The organism is Leptolyngbya sp. GB1-A1, assembly GCF_039962475.1.
Taxonomy (GTDB): Bacteria; Cyanobacteriota; Cyanobacteriia; order Elainellales; family Elainellaceae; genus Leptolyngbya_A.
Genome location: NZ_JAMPLI010000010.1, coordinates 25,585 through 48,695, shown reverse-complemented (window position 1 = coordinate 48,695; position 23,111 = coordinate 25,585). Strand labels below are relative to the sequence as shown.

The window sequence follows — 23,111 nt, the reverse complement described above, 5'->3', positions numbered from 1 at the left end:
CTACAATTCAAGCATTCTGTAACACTCAATCACAGCTCTGATTGCAACCCTGGCGATCGAGATAAGATGCGGATGAAGTTACCCACGGTAGCCATCTGGGGAGGAACCCATGACACCTGCGATCGGAGAACGTCCCAGCTTTAACATCCCAGGTCCGCGTCCATTGCCCCTCCTGGGTTCTACGTTCAACAGCCTCCGGTTTGCCAGAGATTCGATCGGTTATAGCCGCCAGCTTTTTCGCGACTATGGCACGCTTGTTGCCCTGTCCCGGAATGGAGGAACCCGCATCTACTCCCCCCGTACTCACTGTCCCGGAACGGTCTTCGCTTATGGTCCTGATCTGGTGCGTCAGGTGGCAACTCAGCACGACGTTTATTACAAGTATCCGCTGACCGGACCACTATACCGCTTCCGAAACACCTCAGAGCGCACCAAGCCACTTCAGCATTTTCTTGCCGGACTCTTTGGGGTCAATGAAGACCACCACCTGCAACAGCGCAAATTGATGATGCCTGCCTTTCATCGTCAGCGGCTCGAAACCTATGCCAGCGACATGATCACCATTACAGAGAACGAGCTGAACCGCATGCAGCCAGGGCAGGTTCATGAGATTGCTGACTGGATGCGACAGCTCACCCTTCGCATTGCAACCAAATCTTTGTTTGAAGAAGATATTGGAACCGATCGTGGCGCAGGGCAAATCATCTACGATGCATTGCATTTGCAGGGGAGTCTGCTACCGCAGCTCTTTCCCTTGGATGTGCCCGGTTCACCGTGGTGGCAATACTTAAACCGGGTGGCTCAATACGAAGCGAAAATGGGCGCGTTAATCAAAGCCAAACAGCAGCGGGGTGGCGATGAACCCGATGTGCTATCGATGCTGATTCAGGTACGGGATGAGGAAAGCGGCTCTCGCCTGAGCGAAGCAGAACTGCTGGGGCACGTTGGGGTGATATTTGTAGCAGGGCATGAAACCAGTGCCAACGCCCTAACCTGGACTTTATTCCTGCTCTCACAGCATCCGCAGATTTTAGGAGATTTGGTCGATGAGCTAGACTCCGTTCTGCACGGAAGTGCGCCGTCGCTAGAGCAGTTGCAGCAGTTGCCCTTGCTGGAGCGAGTGATTAAAGAAAGTATGCGAATCTTGCCCCCCGTTCCCTGGAATGGTCGCGTCACTGCTAAGCCAACTGAACTAGGCGGTTATGCCCTGCCCGAAGGAACCGAGGTGCTGGTCAGCATTTACCAGACGCACCAAATGCCCGACCTTTATCCTGACCCTGCCTCTTTTAACCCCGATCGCTGGACAACGATTACCCCAACCGCATACGAATACAATCCCTTTAGTGCGGGTCCTCGGATTTGTATTGGCGCAGGCTTTGCCATGATGGAGATCAAGATCATTCTGGCGATGCTGCTCCAGCGATACCGTCTTCAGTTTGTGCCCCGCCGCTCGATCGAGCGCTCAGGTGTGATTGTGATGGCTCCCAAATACGGGCTGCCAATGATAGTACAAGCACAGGATCGCCAGTTTTATCAGGGTGTGGGCGGGGTACGGGGCGATATCCGCGAGATGGTGAATTTGCCTTAAGAGTTGCCTTAAGGGTTTGCTTTCAGGGTTTGTCTAAGGTTTGTCTTAAGAGAATGACGGGCTATAGTCGATCGATCGGAGCTTTTCTTCCCAAACCCACCAGGACAACTACGATAAACGCCGTCCCAATCGTGAAGAAGGTAATCGGTTCGTGCAGCAGCAGGGCAGAGGCAAAAAGCGTCAAGAAAGGCTGCAAAAGCTGAACTTGACTAACTCGCGCCACGCCGCCGATCGCCAGCCCGTGGTTCCAGGCAAAAAAGCCCAGAAACATACTGAACACGCTGACATAACCAAAGCCTAACCACGATTCAAAGGAGGCGTGCAGTCCTCGCTCAGCAACGGTCAACGCAACGGGCACAGCCAGAAACGGCGCAGACAAAACTAACGCCCAGCAAATCGTCTGCCAGCCGCCTAGCTCACGCGATAAGCGTCCGCCCTCGGCATACCCGATCGCCGCCGATGCAACTGCCCCCAGCAGTGCAAAATCTCCAAGTTGAACGTGTCCCCCGCCTGCTAACACCGCAAACAGCACAACCACTGCACTTCCTAGACTGCTCCAGAGCCAGAACAGCGCAGAGGGACGATCGCCCGTTCTCAGTACACCCGCCCCAGCAGTCGCCAACGGCAAAATGCCCAGGATAATTGCTCCGTGAGACGCAGGAAGCGATCGCATTGCCCAGGCAGAAAGCAGCGGAAACCCCACCACTACGCCAGCCGCAATCACAACCAGGCTTGTAAGATGACGCTGAGCAGGTCGCGGTTGCCGAGTCACTTTCAGCAGCCCGGCTGCCAGAATCGCTGCAACGATCGCTCGTCCTAACCCAACGATGATTGGATCAAGTCCAACGACTGCCATGCGGGTTGCCGGAAGCGTCAGACTAAACGTAAGTACTCCTAAAAATCCGTAGGCTAAACCGATCGTTTCAGGCTGAAATCTTTTGGACAAGTCACCCAGCAAATACCTGAATTTCGCGCTCATTCCGCCGTCTCCAGCGGACTCCTGCTGTACTGCTGCACCGAAGACGGCACATCCACATTGACCGAGAGCTGAGGATCGGCAACGGGAGCCAGGGGAGTCAGGCGTAAAGGCAATTCTCCTGCCCAGATCGGCAATTCATAATCGGCTTCATCGTCTTTGGGCGGTCCCGTTCTCACCTTGGCAGAGGCTTCGTTCAACGGCAGCGAGAGCACCAGCGTTCCGGCGATTTCCTGTTGTGTAGCAGGACGCAACTCCGACCAGCGACCCGGCATGACGTGTTCTGTAAAGGCTTTCAATGCTGCTATTTTCTCGGCGGCATCTTCAACAACTTCTGCTCGCCCAAAGACCACCACCGAACGGTAATTCATGGAATGGTGAAACGCCGATCGCGCCAGTACCAGTCCATCGAGCAGCGTCACCGTTACGCACATCTCAACGCCCTGCTTCAGCGTCCGCAGCATTCGGCTAGCAGGCGATCCGTGAAGATAGAGGCGATCGTCTACTCTACCGTAAGCCGTGGGAATGACAAAGGGCTGACCCTCCACGACAAATCCAACCTGGCAAATTAAGCCTTCATCCAGGATTTGGTGAATCAAAGGGCGATCGTAGTTGCCGCGCTGCGGGAGTCGCTTGATTTGGGTGCGCTGAGTGATCTCCAATGAGTTCGATCCTGTATCCCTATCGTTTGTCTCTGGATTCATTCCGGTATTGATTGAAGTCATCGCATTTGTTCTCAACTTTTAGTTTCTTTTAGTCCCTTTTGGTCTCAACTTTTAGTCTCTTTTGGTCTGAATTAATGCAGATTGACATTTTGCTGCTGTAAATCAAGCCGCATCAAATTACCCTCCACAAACCCCAGGCGAGCGTAAACCGGCTTGCCCGATGGAGAAGCATTGAGGACGGCATGGGTGCAGCCGATCGTCTTCAGATAAGCCATTAGCTGCTGGGTAAGTTGGGTTGCAATTCCGCGACCTCGATGGGCAGACTCCACGTAAACGCCCCAGATGTATCCATCACATCGATCGCAAGTTTTAATCACATTAGGATAAAGTCCGGCAAAGCGCTGACCTCCGGCAGAACCAACCACTCGTCCTTCGAACTCTGCCACAAACGCCTGATATCCCAAGGTATGACGAGCCTGCTGGATAAATTCGAGGGTAATTTCTAACCAGTCAGGTGCGATCGATTCTTCAGCAATCTGGTTGTCTAACCACATCTGATAAAAGTGATGGGCAATTAAGGCATCTTCTGCGGGAACGGCTGCCCGAATCTGGAAGCACTGTTGCATCTGGTGTTGCATTGAGTGGCATCGCTTAACATCCTGGTATTCTGAGCCTAGCCCGCCTGAGTGGACTTTCACAATAGCCAATTGTATGCTTTTCTACCAGTCCACTTTGAACACAAAGGAGCGAAACCGGAGATGGACTTAGCCATTACCCTCGATAGCAACGCTGCCCTGCCGCTCCATCAGCAGCTTTATGAGGAACTGCGGCGATCGATTCTCACCGGACGATTGCTGCCCCGCCAAAAGGTTCCCTCTACTCGATCGCTGGCTCAGTCTCTGCACATTTCGCGCACCACCGTCACGCAGAGCTACGATCGATTGCTCAGCGAGGGCTATCTGGAAACGATCGGGGGTTCTGGAACCTATGTTTGCGCTCAGCTTCCTGATGATCTGATGCAGTCTGCGCCGATCGAAATAGAACCCGTTTCTCCTACCCAATCCGTTGCGCTGTCTCACTACGGCACTCGCCTGAGCCAAACTTCTTTTTTACCGCAGCCTAGTTCAAATTTGCCGATCAGCTTCCGCTATGGGCAACCCGCACTTCAGCATTTTCCGATCGCGCTCTGGCGCAAATTGTTGTCGCGCTACTGTTTGTCAAACGATCGCTGGTTAGACTACACCACTGATTTTCAGGGCGAGCAGGCATTGCGGCAGGCGATCGCCGGGTATTTGTCGCGGGCAAGAGCGGTGCAGTGTGACCCTCAACAAATCATCCTCACCAACGGCACGCAGCAGGCTCTCGATTTGATCATGCGATTGCTGATTAATGCCGGGGATGGAATTGCGATCGAAGATCCGGGGTATTTGAGTGCGCGTCGCGTTTTTCTCAGTCACGGAGCCACCCTCTTTCCGGTCCCGGTCGATGAGTCAGGCTTAAGGGTCGAAAAACTTGCCAGTTTGAATTCGGATACTTTGCGATTAGATACTTTACGATTAGTCTATGTCACGCCGTCGCATCAGTTTCCCACCGGATCAATTCTGTCGCTTTCCCGCCGCCTGGAACTATTGAGCTGGGCACAAAAGCATCGCTGTTTAATTCTCGAAGATGACTACGATAGTGAGTACCGCTATGGCGATCGACCAATTCCCGCATTACAGGGATTAGATCAAAATCATTCTGTTATTTATATCGGCACGTTCTCCAAAGTTCTATTTCCTGCGTTGCGAATCGGTTATCTTGTGGTTCCTCGATCGCTGGTGTCTTTGTTCACCCAGGCAAAATGGCTAAGCAATCGTCAGCTTCCCACACTCGAACAGCAAGTTTTAACCGAATTTATCAAAGCGGGACATCTGGAGAGCCACATTCGCAAAATGCGATCGCACTATGACCAGCTTCGCCAAACGCTTGTACAAGCTTTGAAAACCCATTTTGGCGATCGGGCGATCGTTTTTGGTGAAAAGGCGGGAATTCATATTATGGTCAAGCTCGATTCGCCCTGGAGTGATGCAGAAGTGATCGAACGGGCTGCGAAAGCCGGTGTAGGAATCATGCCTGCTCAATTTCACTATCTCGATTCCGGCGATCGAGGTGAATTTATCTTGGGCTATGGAGACCTGGATGCAGAAACAATTGCAGTCGGGATCGATCGTCTGGCTCAAGGGCTAAAGGGGTAGCGCATCACCCCAATATTCTTTAAAACTTATCTCTGTCCAACAAAAAGACGGCTGTTGGACTTTCAGCCTGATCCCGCATAATGACATGGCTTACCAGATTCAACAAAGGAAATTGACGCTCCATTGGGGGCAGGCATTGAACTTTATTGAGCGGAAGCTTCATCAAATTTGGCGGCTCATGCACCAGAATTCCATACAATTTCTTTTCAATGCCAGCAATGACAATCAAAAAGTTCTGGCTTTTCCGGGACGACTCAACCGAATCGATGTCTGGCCACCGATCTAGATTAACGACCCGAATGAGATGTTGCCCGATCCGTAGCAATCCAATTTTGCTCAGCTCATCTTGAGCAATTGCCGGGCAGTTCACAACCTGTAATACAATTTCGATCGGCAGAGCTAAGTGATATCCTACGATCGCAAATACAACAAACGTTCGTTCTTCTTGCTCGCGCTGTATCATTTCTTCTTTGCTCGTCGAATGGTTGATTAAAAATCACCTCATCATTGCTTGCTCAGGATGATTTTCTTAAGACGGTTTTCTCAAGATAGTTCTCTCAAGCAAGTTCTCAACCATTTCTAGCAGCTTATGTTCCATGTAAGGCTTTGTCATATACGCGGCTGCCCCTAGCTGTGAAGCCACCAAACGGTAGCTTTGATCATTACGTGAGGTCAGCATCAGAATAGGAATATTGGCAAGGTTTGGCTGTTGCTGAACCCGTCTCAAAAACTCAAAGCCATTCATTCCCGGCATTTCTAGATCGCACAGCACAAGCTCAATTTTCTGTTTTTCGAGCTGTGTTAACGCTTCGTATCCATTCTGCGCCTGATAGACCTGATAACCCGCTTTTTGCAGCATCAAGACGATCGCCTGACGGGTTGTGATGGAATCTTCCACCACCAAAATCTTGCGACTGGGATTAGCCGGAATCACAAAATTGGGCAAGCCTGGTAAAGCAGCTTGAGCCTGGGGCTGAAGCAGAGCGATTGCGGCATCGTCCTGAGACATTTGGCTCACTTGATTGTTCCAAGGGCGATCGATACTGGAATCCACCGGGCTCTCAAGTGCTTTTTGCATTAATAATGCACCATCAATGACCAGAGCTAAGCGCCGATCGGGTAAAACGCTAACGCCGTGAATGTAGTCAGGAGATTTCAGCAAACTTCCAAAAGGACGAATGACTAATTCTTGTTCGCCAATCAACTGATCCACCTCTAGACCTAATAGCGTATCTCGAAAGCGAATCAGAATCACAGGTCTAATTCCTTCTTGAACAGGCAAATTTTGAATTTGAAACTGAGTCAAGTCAGGAATTAAAGCATCATAGTTCAGAAGATCTTTTAGCTTGTAAAGTGGAACTAATTTTGTATCGTTCCCTTTGCCCCACTGCAAAATTCTGCGATCGTTTCGCATTAGAACCTGAGCAGCTTGAGGAATCACAATTTGTTCGATCGCGTCATCAAGCAGCGCATATCGTTTCGCATCAGCTTCAAAAACCAGCAGGGGAGCAACAGTCAAATTGAGCGGAATTTGCAGTACAAAACAGGTGCTTTCTCCCCTTTGCGATTCAACCGTGACAGAGCCGCCCAGGGCTTGAATCTGATCTCGTACAACATCTAGCCCAACGCCGCGCCCCGACAAATCACTGACGCGATCGGCAGTGGAAAACCCCGGCTCAAACAAAAGATCAATCAACTGGGACGGTTTAACGCTCATTGCCGCGTCTGCTGAAATGATTTGACGCTCGATCGCCCGTTTCAGAATCTGGTCAAAGTCCAACCCTTTTCCATCATCCTGGACTTCAATCATCAGGTATTTGCCCTGATTCCGCGCAGAGATTCTAATCGTGCCATAGCCAACTTTACCCTGCTGCTGCCGGAGCAATTGCGGTTCGATGCCATGATCAAACGCATTCCGAACCAGATGCAACAATGGGTTGTATAGCTTCTCAGCCACCACCTTATCGACCAGCACTTCAGTGCCATTGAATTCCAGCGTTACCTGTTTATTGTGAAGGGTTTCAAGCTGCTGCACGATCGGCGGCAGGCGATTGAGAATTTCGCCCAGCGGCAGCATTCGAGCTTCAATCAGAGCGCGGCGCGTGCTGGTTAATAGCGATCGCTGATTTTCTAAAGTCTGGCTGGATGTCCGGGTGAATAAATCGATCGCATCTGCAACTTCAGTAAGCTGAACGATGTCATCCAGCAAAGACTGAATGAGCTGTGAATTAATCGGGTTAGAGCCTGGAGAATCTTGAATCCTATCCTTTCGATTGATACGATCGGTCGCTTGTTGATGAGCTGCGCCATTTCGCGATGAACGTTTTTTTGATTTTCGCGGCTTGCGTTCTAATCCGCTCGTTTGCCAGATCGACGGGCTTCGGAGCGGGTTGAGGCGTTGTTGATGCTGCCGGATTCGGCTGATTAATGCCTGGGCAGCCCCCTGAAGCTGTTCGATCTGAAGGGATTGGCGACTGTGATTGGTTAATAGCTCACCTGCTAAATAAGTTAATTCATCAAGGTGTTTAACGTTCACCCGAACATGGACAGGCGGATTGCCCGGCTCCTTCGGGAAAGGCATCGCCGAAGTATCGCTGGCGATCGGGGATACATCAATTTGATAAGTTGAATTGTTCTCGGCCGGAGGCACAACGGTGATTGCAGCGAGTTGCTCTGTCTCCTCTTCAGAATTGAGACTCTCGAGGTCGGTCAATTGACCCCAAATATTCTCAATCAGAGAGCCTTCTGAGGCATCTGAAGACGGGTCTGGCTCCTGCGAATTAGACGGGTCTGATAGATCTAATGCATCTGATAGATCTGATAAATCTAATGCATTTGATAAATCTGATAAATCCGCTAAATCCGACTGATTCGGTAGCTCTAATTCAGGAGCCGAAATTTCCGCGACACCGAAGATTGCCTCATCAACATTCTGGCCTGCCAGTTGCTGCAACGCCTCTGAAGGGAACCCGCCCTGACTTCGATCGCCTTCAAGCACTGCACTTTGCCCGGCTCGAAAATCATCCAATGCGAGGGCTGCGATCGTTGTCGCCTGCTCAGGGTAATGGTTGAGTGCCAGCAACGTTGCCTGAGCAATTGCGCCAAATCCCCGAAGGTTGAGCGACTCTGCCAAACCCTGAAACACCTCTGCCTGAGTTTGGAGCATTGCCACTAATTCGTCGGGCTGGGCATTGGACAAGGCGGCTGTCATCTGATCTAATCGCTGAGCCACGCCGACTTCAAAAATCGATTGTGTGACATCGAAACCCAGTTCGGCCGAGGTAGGCAAGGAAACCGTTTGATCAAAACAATCGCCGAGCTGCTCCTGCAACTGAGCAAAAATCGTAGCGGCTCGATCGAGAATCTCGGAATGGTCAACCGCGCCTCCGGTAAGTTCTGCCACGAGCGGCAAACGCAGACACTCCACGCCTTCAAAAAGCAACGCTTCGGTTTCAGAATCAATCGGGGCCTGAGGATTACACAAGGCTCTAAAAATATCTTCTAGAGAGTGAGCAACAGTGGCGATCGTTTCCAGTCCTACGCTGGTTGCTGCCCCTTTTAGCGTATGCGTCACTCGCATCAAGTTATTGACTTGATTGATACCATGTTCTTCTTTGAAGCTGAGCAATCCCTGTTCTAATGCTTGAAGCAATTCTGGTGCTTCTTGAAGAAAATATTGATAAGTTCTCTCGCGAATCTCTGAATCTGTAGTCATTATTTTGCTAATAACTGATCGCTTTTACTAATAATTGCTGTGCTAATTGCTGTGCTAGTTGCTGTGCTAAGTAGGTAGGCGTAATTAACCGTAGAGTAGGTTGGGCAAAACCGTAACGCATCAATTTCCAGAAGCCCTGACGATAACGCGTTACACTGCGCTAACACATCTGACAAAGACAACAAAGACTCCTGAGAAAAGGCGATCCTTGTGTTCTCAAAGTCCTCTAGAGTTGAGGAATATAGGGGGCACTGTAGGATCTCTAAGACTCCTCAAATTCCCCCAAAACTTTACTCAACTCCTGAGGAGCGATCGCATCAATCCACCTTGAACTGTTCACTCTTCGACTGCAGATCTTGCGCCATAGTCAGCAGATGCTTAAAGGAGGTTGCAATTTCCACCGCATCACCTGAGGTTTTATTGGCGATCGCTGCGACTTCTGTCATTGTTTGTGTCACCGACTGGCACTGGTGCGTTTGCTCTTGCGTTGCCTGAGTAATTCCCGCAACCAGATAGCTAATTTGGCTCGTCGCATCCACGATCGCATTCAGATTTTCACGCGCATCATTCACCACTTCCGTTCCTGAGACCACCCGTTTAATGCCCGTCTCCATCGCGGTAGACACTTCTGCGGTTCCCGCCTGAATTTCCTGGACAAGCTGTTCGATCTCAGTTGCAGCATTGGCGGACTGGCGAGCTAGCGATCGGACTTCATCCGCAACGACTGCAAAACCCCGTCCATATTCTCCGGCGCGAGTTGCCTCGATCGCAGCATTCAGTGCCAGGAGTTGAGTCTGCGTTGTGAAGTTACTAATTAAGCTCACCACTCTGGAAATCTTGCGGGACGATTCGCTCAATCGCTGAAGCCGATCGTTTGTTTCGGCAACGGTTTCACGGATGCCTTCCATTTCATCGACGGTACGATCCATTGCGGCATCCCCGGTGATCACAATCTGGTTTGCCTGTTGAACGGCAGCTTCGACCTGTTGCGCGTTGGTTTCTACGGCTTGCGTCGAGCTGACCATCTGCTGAACTCGTTGGAGCGCCTGCGTTAACGCCTGAAACTGCTCCTGTGCCTGAGCCGTGAGGCTGGCGATCGAAGATTCGCTATCTTGAGAAGTCTGAGCGACCTGATTCGCTGCGGTCTGCATCTGCATGACAATCTGCCGTAGACTGCCCAGAGTATTGTTATAGGCGGCAGCGATGGTGCCAACCTCGTCGTCGGTCACTGGGGCGCGAACGGTGAGATCGCCATCCAGCGCAGGACGAACGGCAGAGAGAAGCTGAATGACCTCTTGCTGGAGCTGCTCTTTGGCAACTTTCTCTCGATCGGCAACTTCTGCAAGCTGTGCGGACTGAGCCTGCAATCGCTCCACATATTCGCCCTGCTGAATCGCCACGTTGAGTTGAGCCGCAATCTGCTTGGCAAATTCAATCTCAGTTTCCTGCCATTCTCTGGCTCCGCTGCACTGGTGAATACAGAACAAGCCCCAGAGTTCCTCACCTTTTAACAGCGGAATCACCAGATTTGCTCTGACCTGAAATTGGCCCAAGACTTCGATGTAGCACGCTTGCAGGTTTGCCTGATAAATATCGGCAGTTGCCCAGACTCGTCCCTTTCGGTATTCCTCGGCATAGCGTTCATTAAAGCAGTGATCAACCACCTGAACTGCTAAAGCAGAGGTGTAGCCGGGGCGCACGTCTTCAGCGATCGTTTCTCCGGTGGTGTAATGGGAATCCGCATGGAACTTGAAAATCGCAACGCGATCGACCTCCAGAAAATTGCGAATTTCTCGTGCGGTGGTTTTGAAAACCTGCTGCAAATCGAGCGATCGACGAATCCGATCCACAACTGAAAGAATAAAGCGACCCTGCTCCGCCGATTGAGCCATTCGCATCGATTGTCCTCGAAGCTGCTCGAAGGATTCTGCAAGCTGCAAGGCCAGCCCGACCTGCACTCCGACCTGAGCCAGCAAGTTGATATCAATCTGTTCCCAGTGACGCGGACCGTCGTTCTGAAATGCAACAATCAATCCCCAAAGCTGTTCTTCTTTGACGATCGGCGCAGCCAGATAGGCACTCGCGCCCCATTCCTGTAAAAGCGTCACCGGAAAATCTGACGACTCATTCACCGAAATATCATCAACGCAAAGCGTTTCCCTGCGACGATAGCGTCCTCCCTGGCTCGTTTGCAGACTATCTTCGCCAAATACTTTGAGATGTGCTCCCACGATCGAATAACAGTTACGATCGGCATCTTCGATAATAAATTCACCGCTCCAGTCTTCATTGAAGCGATAGAGCGCAACACGATGGTTGCCCAACTGTTGTCGCACTTCTTTAACAACGAATTGCAGGATGTGATCGATCGAGAAATTCTCCTGAAGCAGAGCAGAACCAAGCTTGTACGTCAACTTGCTGTAGGAAACGCCCCGTTCGACTATCTGGGCTAACCGCTGAGATTGGCTTTCAAGCTGTGCTGACTTTTCCTGAACTCGACCAATAGATTCGAGCTGCCGCAAAACGGTACTGAGCCGATCGCTCAACAACGAAAGTAGCATCACTTCAGAATCCGTCCAAACTCGCGGAGCCGTACACTGATAGACCGCAATTAAACCCCACAGGCTATCTCGCTCAAACACAGGCGCGATAATGTAAGCTTTCGCTTGATACTTTTCCAGGGTGTTAATATAGCAGCTCGAAAAGCCAGCACTGTAGATGTCATTCACCCGCTTCACCTGCTGCCGTCTAGTGTAACTGCCGCCCTGCGTATCTTCCAGGATTTTGTCTCGATCATCATTAAACGCGGGCGCACCGTTTCGCTTGCTCACACAGCGATCGTGGCTGACGATTTCAGACGAGGTCAGGCTAGGATCATCTGCCTGAGCATCCACCAGCGAGAGCCAGCCCGCCCCAACTGATTCGGCAACGAATTCCCCCTGCCATTCCGGGTAGAAGCGATACACCACAACCCGATCCGCTTTATAAAACCGTCGCAACTGTTCACAGAGATTCGCCAGGGCAGTATAGGTATCTGAAGAAGAGTTCGTTGATTCTATTATCTGAGCCAGAACGGGTTCCATTCTTGCCTTTTGCTGCCGTCGATCGCGATATTCGATCGGCTGCATTTGCAGTTGCAGTTCCGTCGCGATTTGACGCAGCACTAGAATTTCCATATCCTGCCACTGTCGCACCCGATTGCACTGCTGCACCACGAGCAGTCCCCACAGTTCATCTTCGAGCCAGATCGGTAAGCTTAAGCTCGCCTGCACCTGAAATCGATCGAGCAATTGCACTTGGTGGGGGGTGAGCGATGCCCTTGAAGTCAGATCCACGGTCATAAAGGGCTGGGGATCTTGCGACATTGCCGCCCCAAAAGCGATCGCGGGCAGCGTTTCCTCCAGGGTGGGGGTATAACCTCCGGTAAGCGATTCTGCCAGCACAATGCCCTGATTCTCGCTTTGAAACTGATAGACGATCGCCCGATCGACTTGCAGATATTGATGAATTTCTTTGACAGTTGTTGCCAGCAGCGTATTCAGGTTGTCTGCCTGCTGCATCTGTTTGACGATGGTAAAGGCTTGGTTCAGATCAACCGTTTTTATTTCATTCCGTAGACTGTTACCACCGGGGATCGCAAATTCATCCACCTTTGTTTCGACGCTCGTCGTGGGCTGCATTCTGGAACTATAGTCCTGCTGGTATTTTTCATGAGATCTTTCAAAGGCTCGCATCGTCGTATCCTCCGCAGTCGTGGTATCGCTATTCTGAATTGCTGAAAAGTCCTGATCGGAACTCGCCACGATTTGCCGGGCGAATCGCATCAGGGGCGAGGCATTGGGATTCAAAAATTTCAAACGCCTTTTTTCGGGTATCTGTTCCATAAAGGGTATTGAACGATCGCTTGAAGATTTAAGACCGCATCACAGCTTTCGGGCAGAACTCCCAAAACAAGCGGCAGCAAATTGGGAGAAAATAAGCCAGCAACTACGGGCTGAAGCTGCTGCAAATTATGTAATTCAATATCCTTAACCTGTAATACTCGAATTCCAACAAAGGCATGGTTGATTTGAACCACAAGAACCGTGAAATAAGAGCAAGCCTGCGCGTGGAACGGGGAACCAGGAAACCCAATGAAATGATTCAGATCGATCAGCCATAGCATTTCCCCTCTCCAGTTGCCAATTCCCAACACATAACCCGGCATTTCGGGAATGGGTAAAATATCGACCGGATCGATGTGAAGCACTTCGGTCACTTGCTCTAAAGGAAGGAGAACTTCGTCCCGATCGCTCAGGACAAAGCGCAGTAATCGTTGGCGAACTTCGGGCGGGAGCGGGTCCAGCAGCAATGTATCAAGGCTGCTTGCGGTTAGCTCCAGGTGCAATGATTTTTCCATCTAGTTATTCAGCCCTTTTAACCGGATGAGTTCTGCGATCGTGTCTAGCAATTTGTGTTTATTAATTGGTTTGGGTAGATAGGCATCCGCACCTAATAAGCATCCCCAAAGTTTATCCACATCGGTTTGCTTCGTTGAGCATAGAACGACTGGAATATGTCCTGTCGCGACGTTGGTTTTAAATTCATGGCAAAGTTCAAATCCGCTTTGTCCTGGCAGCATCACATCTAAAACCACCAGATCAAGTTTGTGTAACTTGAGCGTTGTACGAGCTTCTTCGCCGTTCGTGACTTTGACAACAGCAATGCCGATTTGTTGAAGGTAGGAAATTAATATCTCAGCATCGGTCAAACTATCTTCAACCAGGAGAACTTTTGGCATTCGATCTAATCCTAAATTCATTGGAATTGGCTTGGAGCATTCCTTTTAATTCTTGGAGAATGTTTGAGGACTATCAAAGGTGCGACCTTGTCCCCTAAATTCTCTAATACTGACTACTGTATAGACACAAATTCATTTTGCTAGCCTTTCAGTTTTTGCAGCTCCCTAAATCGGTCAACGCTGTAAAATTTTGAAAGTAGCACTGAAAAGCAACCCTGAAAAGTAATCGTAGTTGGCTTTTTCCCAACATTGACCTGGGAGCAGCATCGTTCAAGGCATCATCGCAATTGTTCAAATATCCTCTTCGATCACCTCTTCAATCATCGCTTTGGTAAAGCGCGTTACTTCCTGAGTAAAACATAAAAGTCCGTATAGATTTCACACCAAGGCTGTATCTTTAATACACTCCTACTTTGTTCACCGTTTGTTTGCAAATGTCATGCCAGCAGACACTATTCAATCTACTGTCGATTGAGAGACGTTCAGCAACTTTTTAGATAATTTTCTAAAACACTCAATACTTTGTCTCGCTCGATCGGTTTAGTAATGAACTCTGAAGACCCTGCCAGCTTTGCCCGAACGCGATCGACGATTCCATCTTTGCTCGTCACGATAATGATCGGCGTGTCTTTAAAGGCTGAGATTCGTCGAATTTGGGTGCAGACTTCATAGCCATTGGTCACGGGCATCAGCAAATCTAGAAAGATGAGACTTGGCTTCTGCTCCAGCAAAATGGGCAATGCCTCGATCGGGTTTCGCACATTAATAAATCGGTAGCCTGCTTGAGCCACAATTTGACTCATGGCAACACTGTCAAAGCGGCTATCTTCGATATAGACAATTAGCGGCGTTGATCGCGCCTGAGCAGCAACAGCCGTTGGCGGAGTTATGCTGGGCGGAGTTACGCTGGGCGGAGTTGTGCTTGGTGGAGTTGTGCGACGATTCGACAAAGACATTCGATCGCGATCCCAATCCCCAACCTGGTCTAGACCAACAATTCTGCTCTGAAGGTAGGGCAACAGGGAGCGGGTTAGCGGCACGAGGGGCTGTTTTAGCTGAATTGCAATGTCTCTCAGAGTGCGATCGCCGTCTGCCAATAATGTGAGATTGTGATACGCCAGGAATGACATTTGCTGCCGGAGTTCCTCAGCGTCCCAAATTACCGGGGCTAAATTGGGAGACCACGGGCTCAGGTTAGACTCTTGCCAAACTTGCCAAATTTGCTGCGCTTGCTGATGAATGCGACTGATTGAAGGAAAAACCAAGTAGGGAGGCAGTAGATTTTCTGTGAGCGGTTTGCAGGTGAGCTGCATTTCTGCATTCGTTTGGGCAGCGGTTTGAGTAATATCAAACAAAATCTCAATCAGGTTGCCTTCAACCACTGCAGCCAGCTGCTCATGGGTTATCCTGCCTTGTTTTGTGAACTCAATTAAGCCATTCTGACTCCAATACTGAAATTGAGGAGATTGCTGTGAAGAAGATGCCGTGAGGTGGGGACAGTATTGAGCCACTTGGCGACACCACCGACGAACTGGATGGAGGCTACTGCTTCCTGCGAATAGACGACCTGATCTGAAGAACAGGTTTGCCTGGAAGCTTTGTTGACCCTTGACCGTTATCTCTAAGCAGCCTGTAAACTGTGTTTGGATAAACACCTGAACTGCTTGTTTCAGCTCATTGATGCTGTTTGTGTTGTTGACGTTCAAAGACTTATCGATCGGACTAATGGACAAGGAAGTATTCATTCGTTAAGCGGGCGAGACTCACAGTTCACCGAGGCGGAGGGAGAAATTATTGAGTGGACAAGCACCTCAACTGCATCCCTGATCACTGCACCGCAGACTGAGCGAAACGCGGAGTCTTGATTGGAGCTGTGCAGCCGTTAGACGACCCATGCCCCAATCCTAGATAGAATCTTTTACTCTGTGGTTCTGAATTGTGTGGGTAGATGAGGTCACTCCAGAACGAATCACGTTCGGCACCATAAGCCTCAGATATCTTGCATCTTTGCACTTCTTAATAATTACAACAAAACTTTTGTGGCGCAAGGATTTCAAGTAATCTTCATAGTGTTTATCAGTAATTCGCCCTATAAACACTAGATTGATTGATTTGTCAATCCTCCCCTGGATAGGTCTATAAAGAAATAACAGCCTTATTTTTGACGATCGCAGGTACTTGGGATACTTTACCTTTACAACTGTAAAGCCATGCTTAAGGTTGTTTGAAACGCTACAAAAAGACGGCTGACATTGCTGAATTGGACCCGATCGCATCTTGCCGGGGTAAGACCTGCTGCGCGAGTGCTCAATCCGCAGCGATAACAGCACGGTCAACCGCAAACGACCGCTAGCAATCAGATCGCCAACAGTTCAATGAATTCAGCACTGGATTCAGCAAGCAATGGACTCAGCCGTTGATTCAGCAATTCACTCAGCAGAATCGATCAAGCAAAACCGCTCAAGCAAAACCGAAGCCCAACCTTTAGAATGATAGACGTTGGATCATGACCACTCAAAAGTAGTAGACAGAAAACTCTTACTAGCCCTCTCAAGTGGCTCCTCCAGCGATGGCTGCTTAAATAAAACACTCCAATACAACAACTTGGGAAAACGGACATGGGAAAAACGGACACGCAACCCCTTCTCATAATTTATTGAGAATTTTCGTTTCTGATAGTTTGTAACTTTATTTGTAATTTGCTATGGCAGAAGCCGTGCCCCCGCCCATTCCTAAGTCTGCTGCTCGACCTGTCGATGAAACGGAACGATTAGAGGCACTGCGGTACTACAACATTCTCGATACGCCTTCCGAAGCAGCATTCGATCGCATCACGGCTCTGGCTGCGCGGCTATTTGATGTGCCGATGGTGTTTGTATCTCTGATGGATGAGTCAAGGGCATGGTTCAAGTCCTGTTACGGGTTTGATCAGCAGGAAATTCCGCGAGATGTTTCTCTGTGCAGCTTCGCGCTATTGGGTGACGATGTTTTGATCATCCCTGATGCGCTGCAAGACGATCGCTTTAGTCGCAATCCTTTTGTGCAGGGTGAACCAGGCGTGCGCTTTTATGCAAGTGCACCGCTGCTAACTGAAAACAGAGTGAATCTGGGCACGCTTTCTCTGGTAGATACGAAACCGCGTCCGGGTCTGACCGATGAGCAGCAAGCAACCCTGATTGACTTAGCCGCAATAGTAATGGATGAGCTGGAGCTACGGTTGGCGGCTCGTAGAATGGCTCAGGTTGATGCAGCTCTGCTAAAGGTCACGCAGGGCGTTTCGGCAGTAACAGGCAAGGCTTTTTTTACTGCGCTGGTACAGCATCTCGCCACCGCTCTGGGGGTGAATTACGCCTGCATTACTTTGCTGATGGACGACAGCCCGGAAACGATCAAAACGATCGCCTTTTATGCTGAAGGCAAAATTGCTGACAACCTGGAATATCCGCTCAAGAATACGCCCTGTCTCGAAGTGATTCGTCAACGGAAAATTGTCTGCTATGGCAGTCAGGCTCAGGCGTTGTTTCCTGACGATCGCTTTCTGGTTTCATTGGGAATTGAAAGCTATGCCGCGATTCCATTCTTTAATTCACAGGGCACGCTGTTAGGCTTACTGGGCGTAATGGACAACAAGCCGATAGAAAATGTCCAGCTTGTTGAATCCTTACTGACCCTGTTTGCCGTGCAAATTGCAGCAGAGCTAGAGCGACAGCAGGCAGAAGACATTCAGCAGGAATCCGCACAGCGTTTGCAGCTTTATGCGGATATCGTTCGCAATACTCAAGTGGGGATTGTCGTCTGGCAACTGGAAGACCCCAATAACCCCGAATCGTTTCGACTGCTCATTGCCAATCCTGCCGCTTCGCAAACGGTTGGGCTGAATTTTGAACCGCTGATCGGCAAAACGATGGCAGAAAGCTTTCCGAAGCTGCTGCAAACCCCATTGGTACAGCAATACCTGGAGGTGATTCAGACTGGACGATCAATCGATCTTGGCGAAGTTTCCTACAGTGAAGACGGTATCTCGACCGGATTTTATGCGCTCAAAGCGTTTGCCCTTCCCGATCGCTGCCTTGGACTTGCCTTTGAAAACATTACGGTTCGCAAACAGATTGAAACCCAACTTAAGGAAAGCCAGCGTTACAGCCAGCAGATCGCCGAAGCGATGCCCGGTGTCCTGTTTGTCTATGACATTCTGGAACAGAGAAATATTTATACAAACCGCCAAATTGCTGATTTGTTGGGATACTCTTCTGAACAGATTCAGGCAATGGGAACAGACGTTATCGCAATCCTGATTCATCCTGACGATCGGCAGCGTGTATTAACCTATTTTGAATTGTTCCAGACAGCAGCCGACAATGAGGTGCTGGGCATTGAGTATCGCGCACATCATGCCAATGACGAGTGGCGTTGGTTTTATACGCAAAGCGTTGTGTTTAACCGCACTACAGATGGTTTGCCTTGCCAAATTTTGGGAGTCTCGATCGACATTAGCGATCGCAAGCAGTCCGAACAAGCTCTGCAAGAAAGTGAAGCATGGACTCGGATAGCAACCCAGGTAGCACAGGTAGGAGGATGGCGGCTGCATCTGGAGACAAATCTGGTTGAAATTGATCAACGAATGCGTCGAATTTGGGGGGAGCCAGATGACATGGTCATGATTCCGCTCTCGACCGTGCTGGAGCGCGTTCATCCCGACGATCGCACATCGGTTACGGAAGCGGTGGCGGCTGCACTCGATCCCGCTTCATCGGGAATGTATGAAATTGAGTATCGGGTGGTGTGGAATGACGGCACCGAGCGATGGATATCTGCTAGAGGGCAGGCTCGATTTGAAGGGGAAGGATCAGCCCGACGAACTGTTGACTTTTTTGGCACAGCACTGGATATTACCCCAGCAAAGCACGGCGAAGCAGAACGCAAACGGGCACAATCAGAATTAGTAGAACAGGAACAGCGTTATCGCTATATCTTCGAATCGGTGAGCGTGGCAATTTGGGAAGAGGATTTTTCGGAAGCAAAGGTTGCGATCGACCAGCTCAAGGCAGCAGGAGTTCAGGATTTTCGTCAGTATTTTGCGGATCATCCCGAATTTGTTCAGCAAATGGCACGGCTCACCAAACCTCAGGATGTGAACCAGGCTGCCCTAACCATGTTTGGCGCTCAAGAAAAGAGAGAACTGCTTGCGTCCTTAGAGCAAATCTTTGTCCCGGAAACGCAAGCCGCTTTTGCCGAAGAGCTACTCGCGATCGCCAACGAAGAAACCTTTTTTGCCACAGAAACCGTTCTGCAAACTTTGCAGGGTGAGCGGCTCCATGTCTGGTTTAGCATCACGTTTCCACCTGCCTCAGAGTCGTATGATCATGTGCTGGTTTCGCTACTCGACATCACCCAGCGGAAGCAGGTAGAGCAAGCCCTCCAGCAGCAAACCGAGGATTTAGTGCAAGCCAATCACATCAAGGATGAATTTCTGGCAGTGCTATCCCATGAATTACGATCGCCCCTGAATCCGATTCTGGGATGGTCAAAGCTGTTACAAACAGGCAGGTTTGATGCTCAAAAAACACAGCAAGCATTAGCAATTATTGAGCGCAATGCAAAACAGCAAACGCAGCTCATTGATGATTTGCTAGACATCTCTAAAATTCTGCGCGGCAAGCTCGCTTCAAACAAAGCCCCTGTTAATTTAGTCCTGACGATCGAAGCCGCGTTAGAAACCGTGCGATTGGCAGCCGAAGCCAAAAATATTCAGATTAAAACTGGCTTTGATTCATCCTTCCTCCCTGTCCTGGGAGATAGCGGACGTTTACAGCAAGTTGTGTCAAATCTGCTTTCCAATGCCATCAAATTTACTCCCAGTGACGGGCAGGTCGAGGTGCAATTAAAGCGGGTTGGGTCAGAGGCGCAGCTTCAAGTCAGAGATACGGGCAAAGGCATCGCGCTAGACTTTTTACCTTATGTCTTTGAGTCGTTCCGGCAAGAGGATGGGAAGACCACCCGTAGGTTTGGTGGCTTGGGGCTGGGGCTGGCGATCGTGCGTCAACTGGTCGAACTGCATGGAGGAACCGTTCGGGCTGAGAGTAAAGGAGAAGGCACAGGAGCTACATTTACCGTCAGGCTACCGCTGCTGAAGCGAATCAGAGCCGGGGAGATGGGGCAATGGGATGCAAACAGATCGCTGACTTCCTTACCCCTCCAACCCCTCACCGGACTCCGAATCCTAGTAGTCGATGATGAAGCAGATATGCGAGAGTTAGCCGTCACCATTCTGGAACAGGCAGGAGCGATCGTCCAGATTACAGCGTCAGCAGCCGAAGCTCTGGAAGTTTTAACCGGAGTCGATCGCTTTCAGCCCGCCCTGCTCATCAGTGACATTGGAATGCCAGACATCGATGGCTATTCGCTGATACAGCAGGTGAGAGCCTTACCTCCAGACCAGGGAGGACAAATTCCGGCGATCGCGCTGACTGCCTATGCCAGCAAACTCGATCAGCAGCAGGCACTCCAAGCCGGGTTCCAGAAGCACATTTCCAAGCCGATCGAACCCGAAGTCTTTATCCAGGCAATTGTCAATTTAGTTGGATCTGCCACAGTGCAGCGAGAGCCTGTTCTCTTTCAACAAGATGTCTATGAATGAATTTGAGAATGATCTGAATTCAGTTAACTTTTGGCAGTTTATCGCGGCGATTGAATGGGGCAATTTCATACACCAACTTTTAAGGAATGATCTTCAAGGGTGTATAAATCGCATTGAGCACGATTTTCGAAATCAATAACCGCATGATTGTCAAAATCGATAACTGCCCATTCTCTACAGTGTTCTCAGGATTTCAAGATCACGGTGAATAAAGCACTGGGAATCGGCATTGAAAACTGGCTTGGCAAACTCCAGGCCTTCCACAAGGAAACCACGCCATTATCGATAGCGTTCTTCTAACCATTGACGAACTTCCAGTTCAGAACCTAAGAAAGCAGTTCTCCCAGTTTCCGGGTCAAAGACCTGCCAGCCCATCCTCAATCCCTGGCGATCGAACTTTTCTGTGATCCGGGGTTCAGGACGAGCCGCAGCCCAGTTCAAAAAAGCCTGCCAGAGCGAACTCAGCGATCGCCGCAGCGAAATAGAAGACTGGCGCGAAATTCTGGCTTGAAGCAGGGCAAGATCTTCATCGGTCAAGTAGCGATACTCTGGCGTATTCATCGCAGCCTCCTTAAAGGGGAATTGGGGTGAATAAGGTTAATCAGTCATGAGTAAAGTGAATCGGGGTGAATGAGTCGTGAATCAGTATTGTTCTAATTTGCGCTGACTTTTCTTTGAGGAGAAGGTACAGATTCGATCGCTTTTGCTAGTACAGTTCAAGATTTCTAAAACTGTTCTGTTCAAAATTTAAGAAACTGTACCAGGACATTTCCAGGCGAATGAGCGATAAAAGCGATAAGGTTCAATTCTTTGCATTGTTGAATGCACTTGCGCTATGCAAATTCCCCTCGATCGCCAGGCAGAGCAGCCAATTTATTTGCAGATTCGCGATCGCATTCGTCGTCTGATCAGTTCCGGGGCACTGCAACCGGGCGATCGTTTGCCCTCGGTACGCGAATTGGCGAAAGAAGCCGCAGTCAACAAGCTCACCGTGATCGAGGCGTACAGCGTTTTAGAAGCAGACGGGCTAATTCACGCTCGTCAGGGGTCGGGCTACTTTGTTAACTGCTGCCCTGAAATCCCGCTCAATCTAGTTTCTAGCTTTGCCCCGGCTCAAAGGGTAGTCATTCCTCCACCCCAATATGGAACATTCTGTAAGTCTTACATGACTTCTTTTGAGGCACAGCGACAGCCAGGCATTCTGGACTTTAGCAGTGGTTTTCCTCAGGCATTTGGCTTAGAAGACTTGCAGCGGATTGCCCGTCGTGCCATGAGTCAGATTGCCGATACGCTTTATCAGTACGACACGCCACGCGGATTGCAAACCCTCCGGCAGCAAATTGCCCAACTGCTGGTGCAGCGCGGTCTGATCGTTTCTGCGGATAATCTGATGATCACCACTGGCTCAATGCAGGGAATTTCGCTGGCACTGCGCTACTTTGTGCAGCCGGGAGATTGGGTAATTGTGGAAACGCCCTGCTATCACGGCGCACTATCGATTTTGGAAAACCTGCGAGCCAGGACGATCGGCATTCCCATGACCCCCGCTGGAATGAATCTGGAACTGCTTGAACAATACTTAAAAAGCCATCGTCCAAAATTAATCTACACCGTCAGCACGCTGCATAATCCTACGGGCATCACCACGTTGCTTGCCCACCGCAAACAGCTTCTCGCCCTGGCACAGCAGTATGACTGCTTCATTCTAGAAGACAACGCCTATGAAGGACTCCAGTTTGAACCCGTGCCGCCGCCCATCAAAGCCCTCGATCAGCAAAATCGGGTGATTTATGTCAGCACCTTTTCTAAAACGCTGATGGGCAGTTTGCGGGTGGGCTATATGGTGGTGACGGGCGAGCATTTGCAACCCCTGATCGAGCAAAAGCTGATCAACGATCTGCACACGCCCACTCCTTCACAGGCGATCGTCAGCGAATATTTGGCATCGGGGCACTATCGCCATCGGCTTCGCGACTTGCAGACCTATCACCTTCAGAGCCGCAATCAAATGCTGCAAGCCCTGGAAGATCATTTTCCCGCAGAGGTAACCTGGACTGTGCCCATCGGAGGACTGCTGCTGTGGGTACAGCTCCCCGATCGGCTACCGTTAGAGCAAATCTGCCACACCCTGCGCGAACAGGGCATCCTCACCACGCCCGCAACCGCCTTCTTTCCCGATCGCAAAGGCTATAACGCGATGCGCCTCAACTTCTCTCACCCGCCAGAGTCGATCGCCTGGGGAATTGCAGCGATCGGAAAGGAGCTAAAGTCTCATTGATCATCTTGAGCCGTTCCTACTTGAGCCGTTCTTGAAGGAGGGTTTGAAAATAAGGGTTTGAAAATATGGCACTCTGCAGGCGGCTCAAAGCATTTCTCCCAGCAGTTCTTTGCAAATAAATCTAGCATTCGTAGATAGATCTATCAAAAGTCAGTTGTGCCAACTGCTCTCACACTCTTCGATAGAGAGTACATTCCCTAACGCATTTTCCCTGAGGATCTTGCGAGTATTTTTC

Annotated in this window: 14 protein-coding genes; 4 read left to right on the top strand and 10 right to left on the bottom strand. The window is 50.0% G+C overall.

What is annotated here, in order from left to right; genetic code table 11:
* Positions 1-109 precede the first annotated feature (109 nt).
* On the top strand, positions 110-1,588 hold the full coding sequence (locus tag NDI45_RS12480; RefSeq protein WP_348247517.1) for a cytochrome P450: 1,479 nt from the start codon (positions 110-112) through the stop codon (positions 1,586-1,588).
* A gap of 61 nt (positions 1,589-1,649) precedes the next feature.
* On the opposite strand, the gene NDI45_RS12475 is transcribed toward NDI45_RS12480, so the two are convergent.
* From NDI45_RS12475 to NDI45_RS12465, 3 genes are all read right to left on the bottom strand, one after another.
* Positions 1,650-2,567 (bottom strand): DMT family transporter, encoded by a 918-nt coding sequence (locus NDI45_RS12475; protein ID WP_348247516.1) that lies wholly within the window; start codon positions 2,565-2,567, stop codon positions 1,650-1,652.
* Positions 2,564-3,268 (bottom strand): pyridoxamine 5'-phosphate oxidase family protein, encoded by a 705-nt coding sequence (locus NDI45_RS12470; protein WP_348247590.1) that lies wholly within the window; start codon positions 3,266-3,268, stop codon positions 2,564-2,566. Before NDI45_RS12470 ends, NDI45_RS12475 begins: the two co-directional genes overlap by 4 nt.
* A 92-nt stretch (positions 3,269-3,360) precedes the next feature.
* Positions 3,361-3,855 carry a GNAT family N-acetyltransferase gene (locus NDI45_RS12465; RefSeq protein WP_348247515.1) on the bottom strand — a complete coding sequence of 165 codons (495 nt, stop codon included), beginning with the start codon at positions 3,853-3,855 and terminating at the stop codon, positions 3,361-3,363.
* Positions 3,856-3,987: 132 nt separating this feature from the next.
* On the opposite strand from NDI45_RS12465, the gene NDI45_RS12460 reads away from it, so the two are divergent.
* Positions 3,988-5,466, top strand: coding sequence for a PLP-dependent aminotransferase family protein (locus NDI45_RS12460; RefSeq protein ID WP_190792815.1), 1,479 nt, complete (start codon positions 3,988-3,990; stop codon positions 5,464-5,466).
* 19 nt (positions 5,467-5,485) lie between these two features.
* Here NDI45_RS12460 and NDI45_RS12455 read toward each other — a convergent pair whose 3' ends face one another.
* The 6 genes from NDI45_RS12455 to NDI45_RS12430 all read right to left on the bottom strand — a co-directional run bounded on the left by NDI45_RS12455 (position 5,486) and on the right by NDI45_RS12430 (position 15,706).
* Complete coding sequence (locus tag NDI45_RS12455) at positions 5,486-5,929, bottom strand: chemotaxis protein CheW (protein WP_190792814.1); 444 nt, start codon at positions 5,927-5,929, stop codon at positions 5,486-5,488.
* A 66-nt stretch (positions 5,930-5,995) separates the two neighbouring features.
* Positions 5,996-9,181, bottom strand: coding sequence for a hybrid sensor histidine kinase/response regulator (locus NDI45_RS12450; RefSeq protein WP_348247514.1), 3,186 nt, complete (start codon positions 9,179-9,181; stop codon positions 5,996-5,998).
* Between the two features lie 317 nt (positions 9,182-9,498).
* Positions 9,499-13,038: a GAF domain-containing protein gene (locus tag NDI45_RS12445; protein ID WP_190792812.1), complete on the bottom strand. Its 3,540-nt coding sequence runs from the start codon at positions 13,036-13,038 to the stop codon at positions 9,499-9,501.
* Positions 13,035-13,580, bottom strand: a complete 546-nt coding sequence (locus NDI45_RS12440) for a chemotaxis protein CheW (protein ID WP_190792811.1) — start codon at positions 13,578-13,580, stop codon at positions 13,035-13,037. Before NDI45_RS12440 ends, NDI45_RS12445 begins: the two co-directional genes overlap by 4 nt.
* Positions 13,581-13,961: a response regulator gene (locus NDI45_RS12435; RefSeq protein ID WP_190792810.1), complete on the bottom strand. Its 381-nt coding sequence runs from the start codon at positions 13,959-13,961 to the stop codon at positions 13,581-13,583.
* Positions 13,962-14,443: 482 nt separating this feature from the next.
* Positions 14,444-15,706, bottom strand: coding sequence for a response regulator (locus tag NDI45_RS12430; RefSeq protein WP_348247513.1), 1,263 nt, complete (start codon positions 15,704-15,706; stop codon positions 14,444-14,446).
* Between the two features lie 959 nt (positions 15,707-16,665).
* Between NDI45_RS12430 and NDI45_RS12425 the strand changes: the two genes are divergently transcribed.
* Positions 16,666-20,598 carry a PAS domain-containing protein gene (locus NDI45_RS12425; RefSeq protein WP_348247512.1) on the top strand — a complete coding sequence of 1,311 codons (3,933 nt, stop codon included), beginning with the start codon at positions 16,666-16,668 and terminating at the stop codon, positions 20,596-20,598.
* A gap of 279 nt (positions 20,599-20,877) precedes the next feature.
* Here NDI45_RS12425 and NDI45_RS12420 read toward each other — a convergent pair whose 3' ends face one another.
* A complete protein-coding gene (locus NDI45_RS12420; RefSeq protein WP_190792808.1) occupies positions 20,878-21,159 on the bottom strand; it encodes a hypothetical protein in 282 nt (93 codons plus the stop codon).
* 274 nt (positions 21,160-21,433) lie between these two features.
* On the opposite strand from NDI45_RS12420, the gene NDI45_RS12415 reads away from it, so the two are divergent.
* Positions 21,434-22,876, top strand: coding sequence for a PLP-dependent aminotransferase family protein (locus NDI45_RS12415; protein ID WP_348247511.1), 1,443 nt, complete (start codon positions 21,434-21,436; stop codon positions 22,874-22,876).
* The last annotated feature ends 235 nt before the right edge of the window (positions 22,877-23,111 follow it).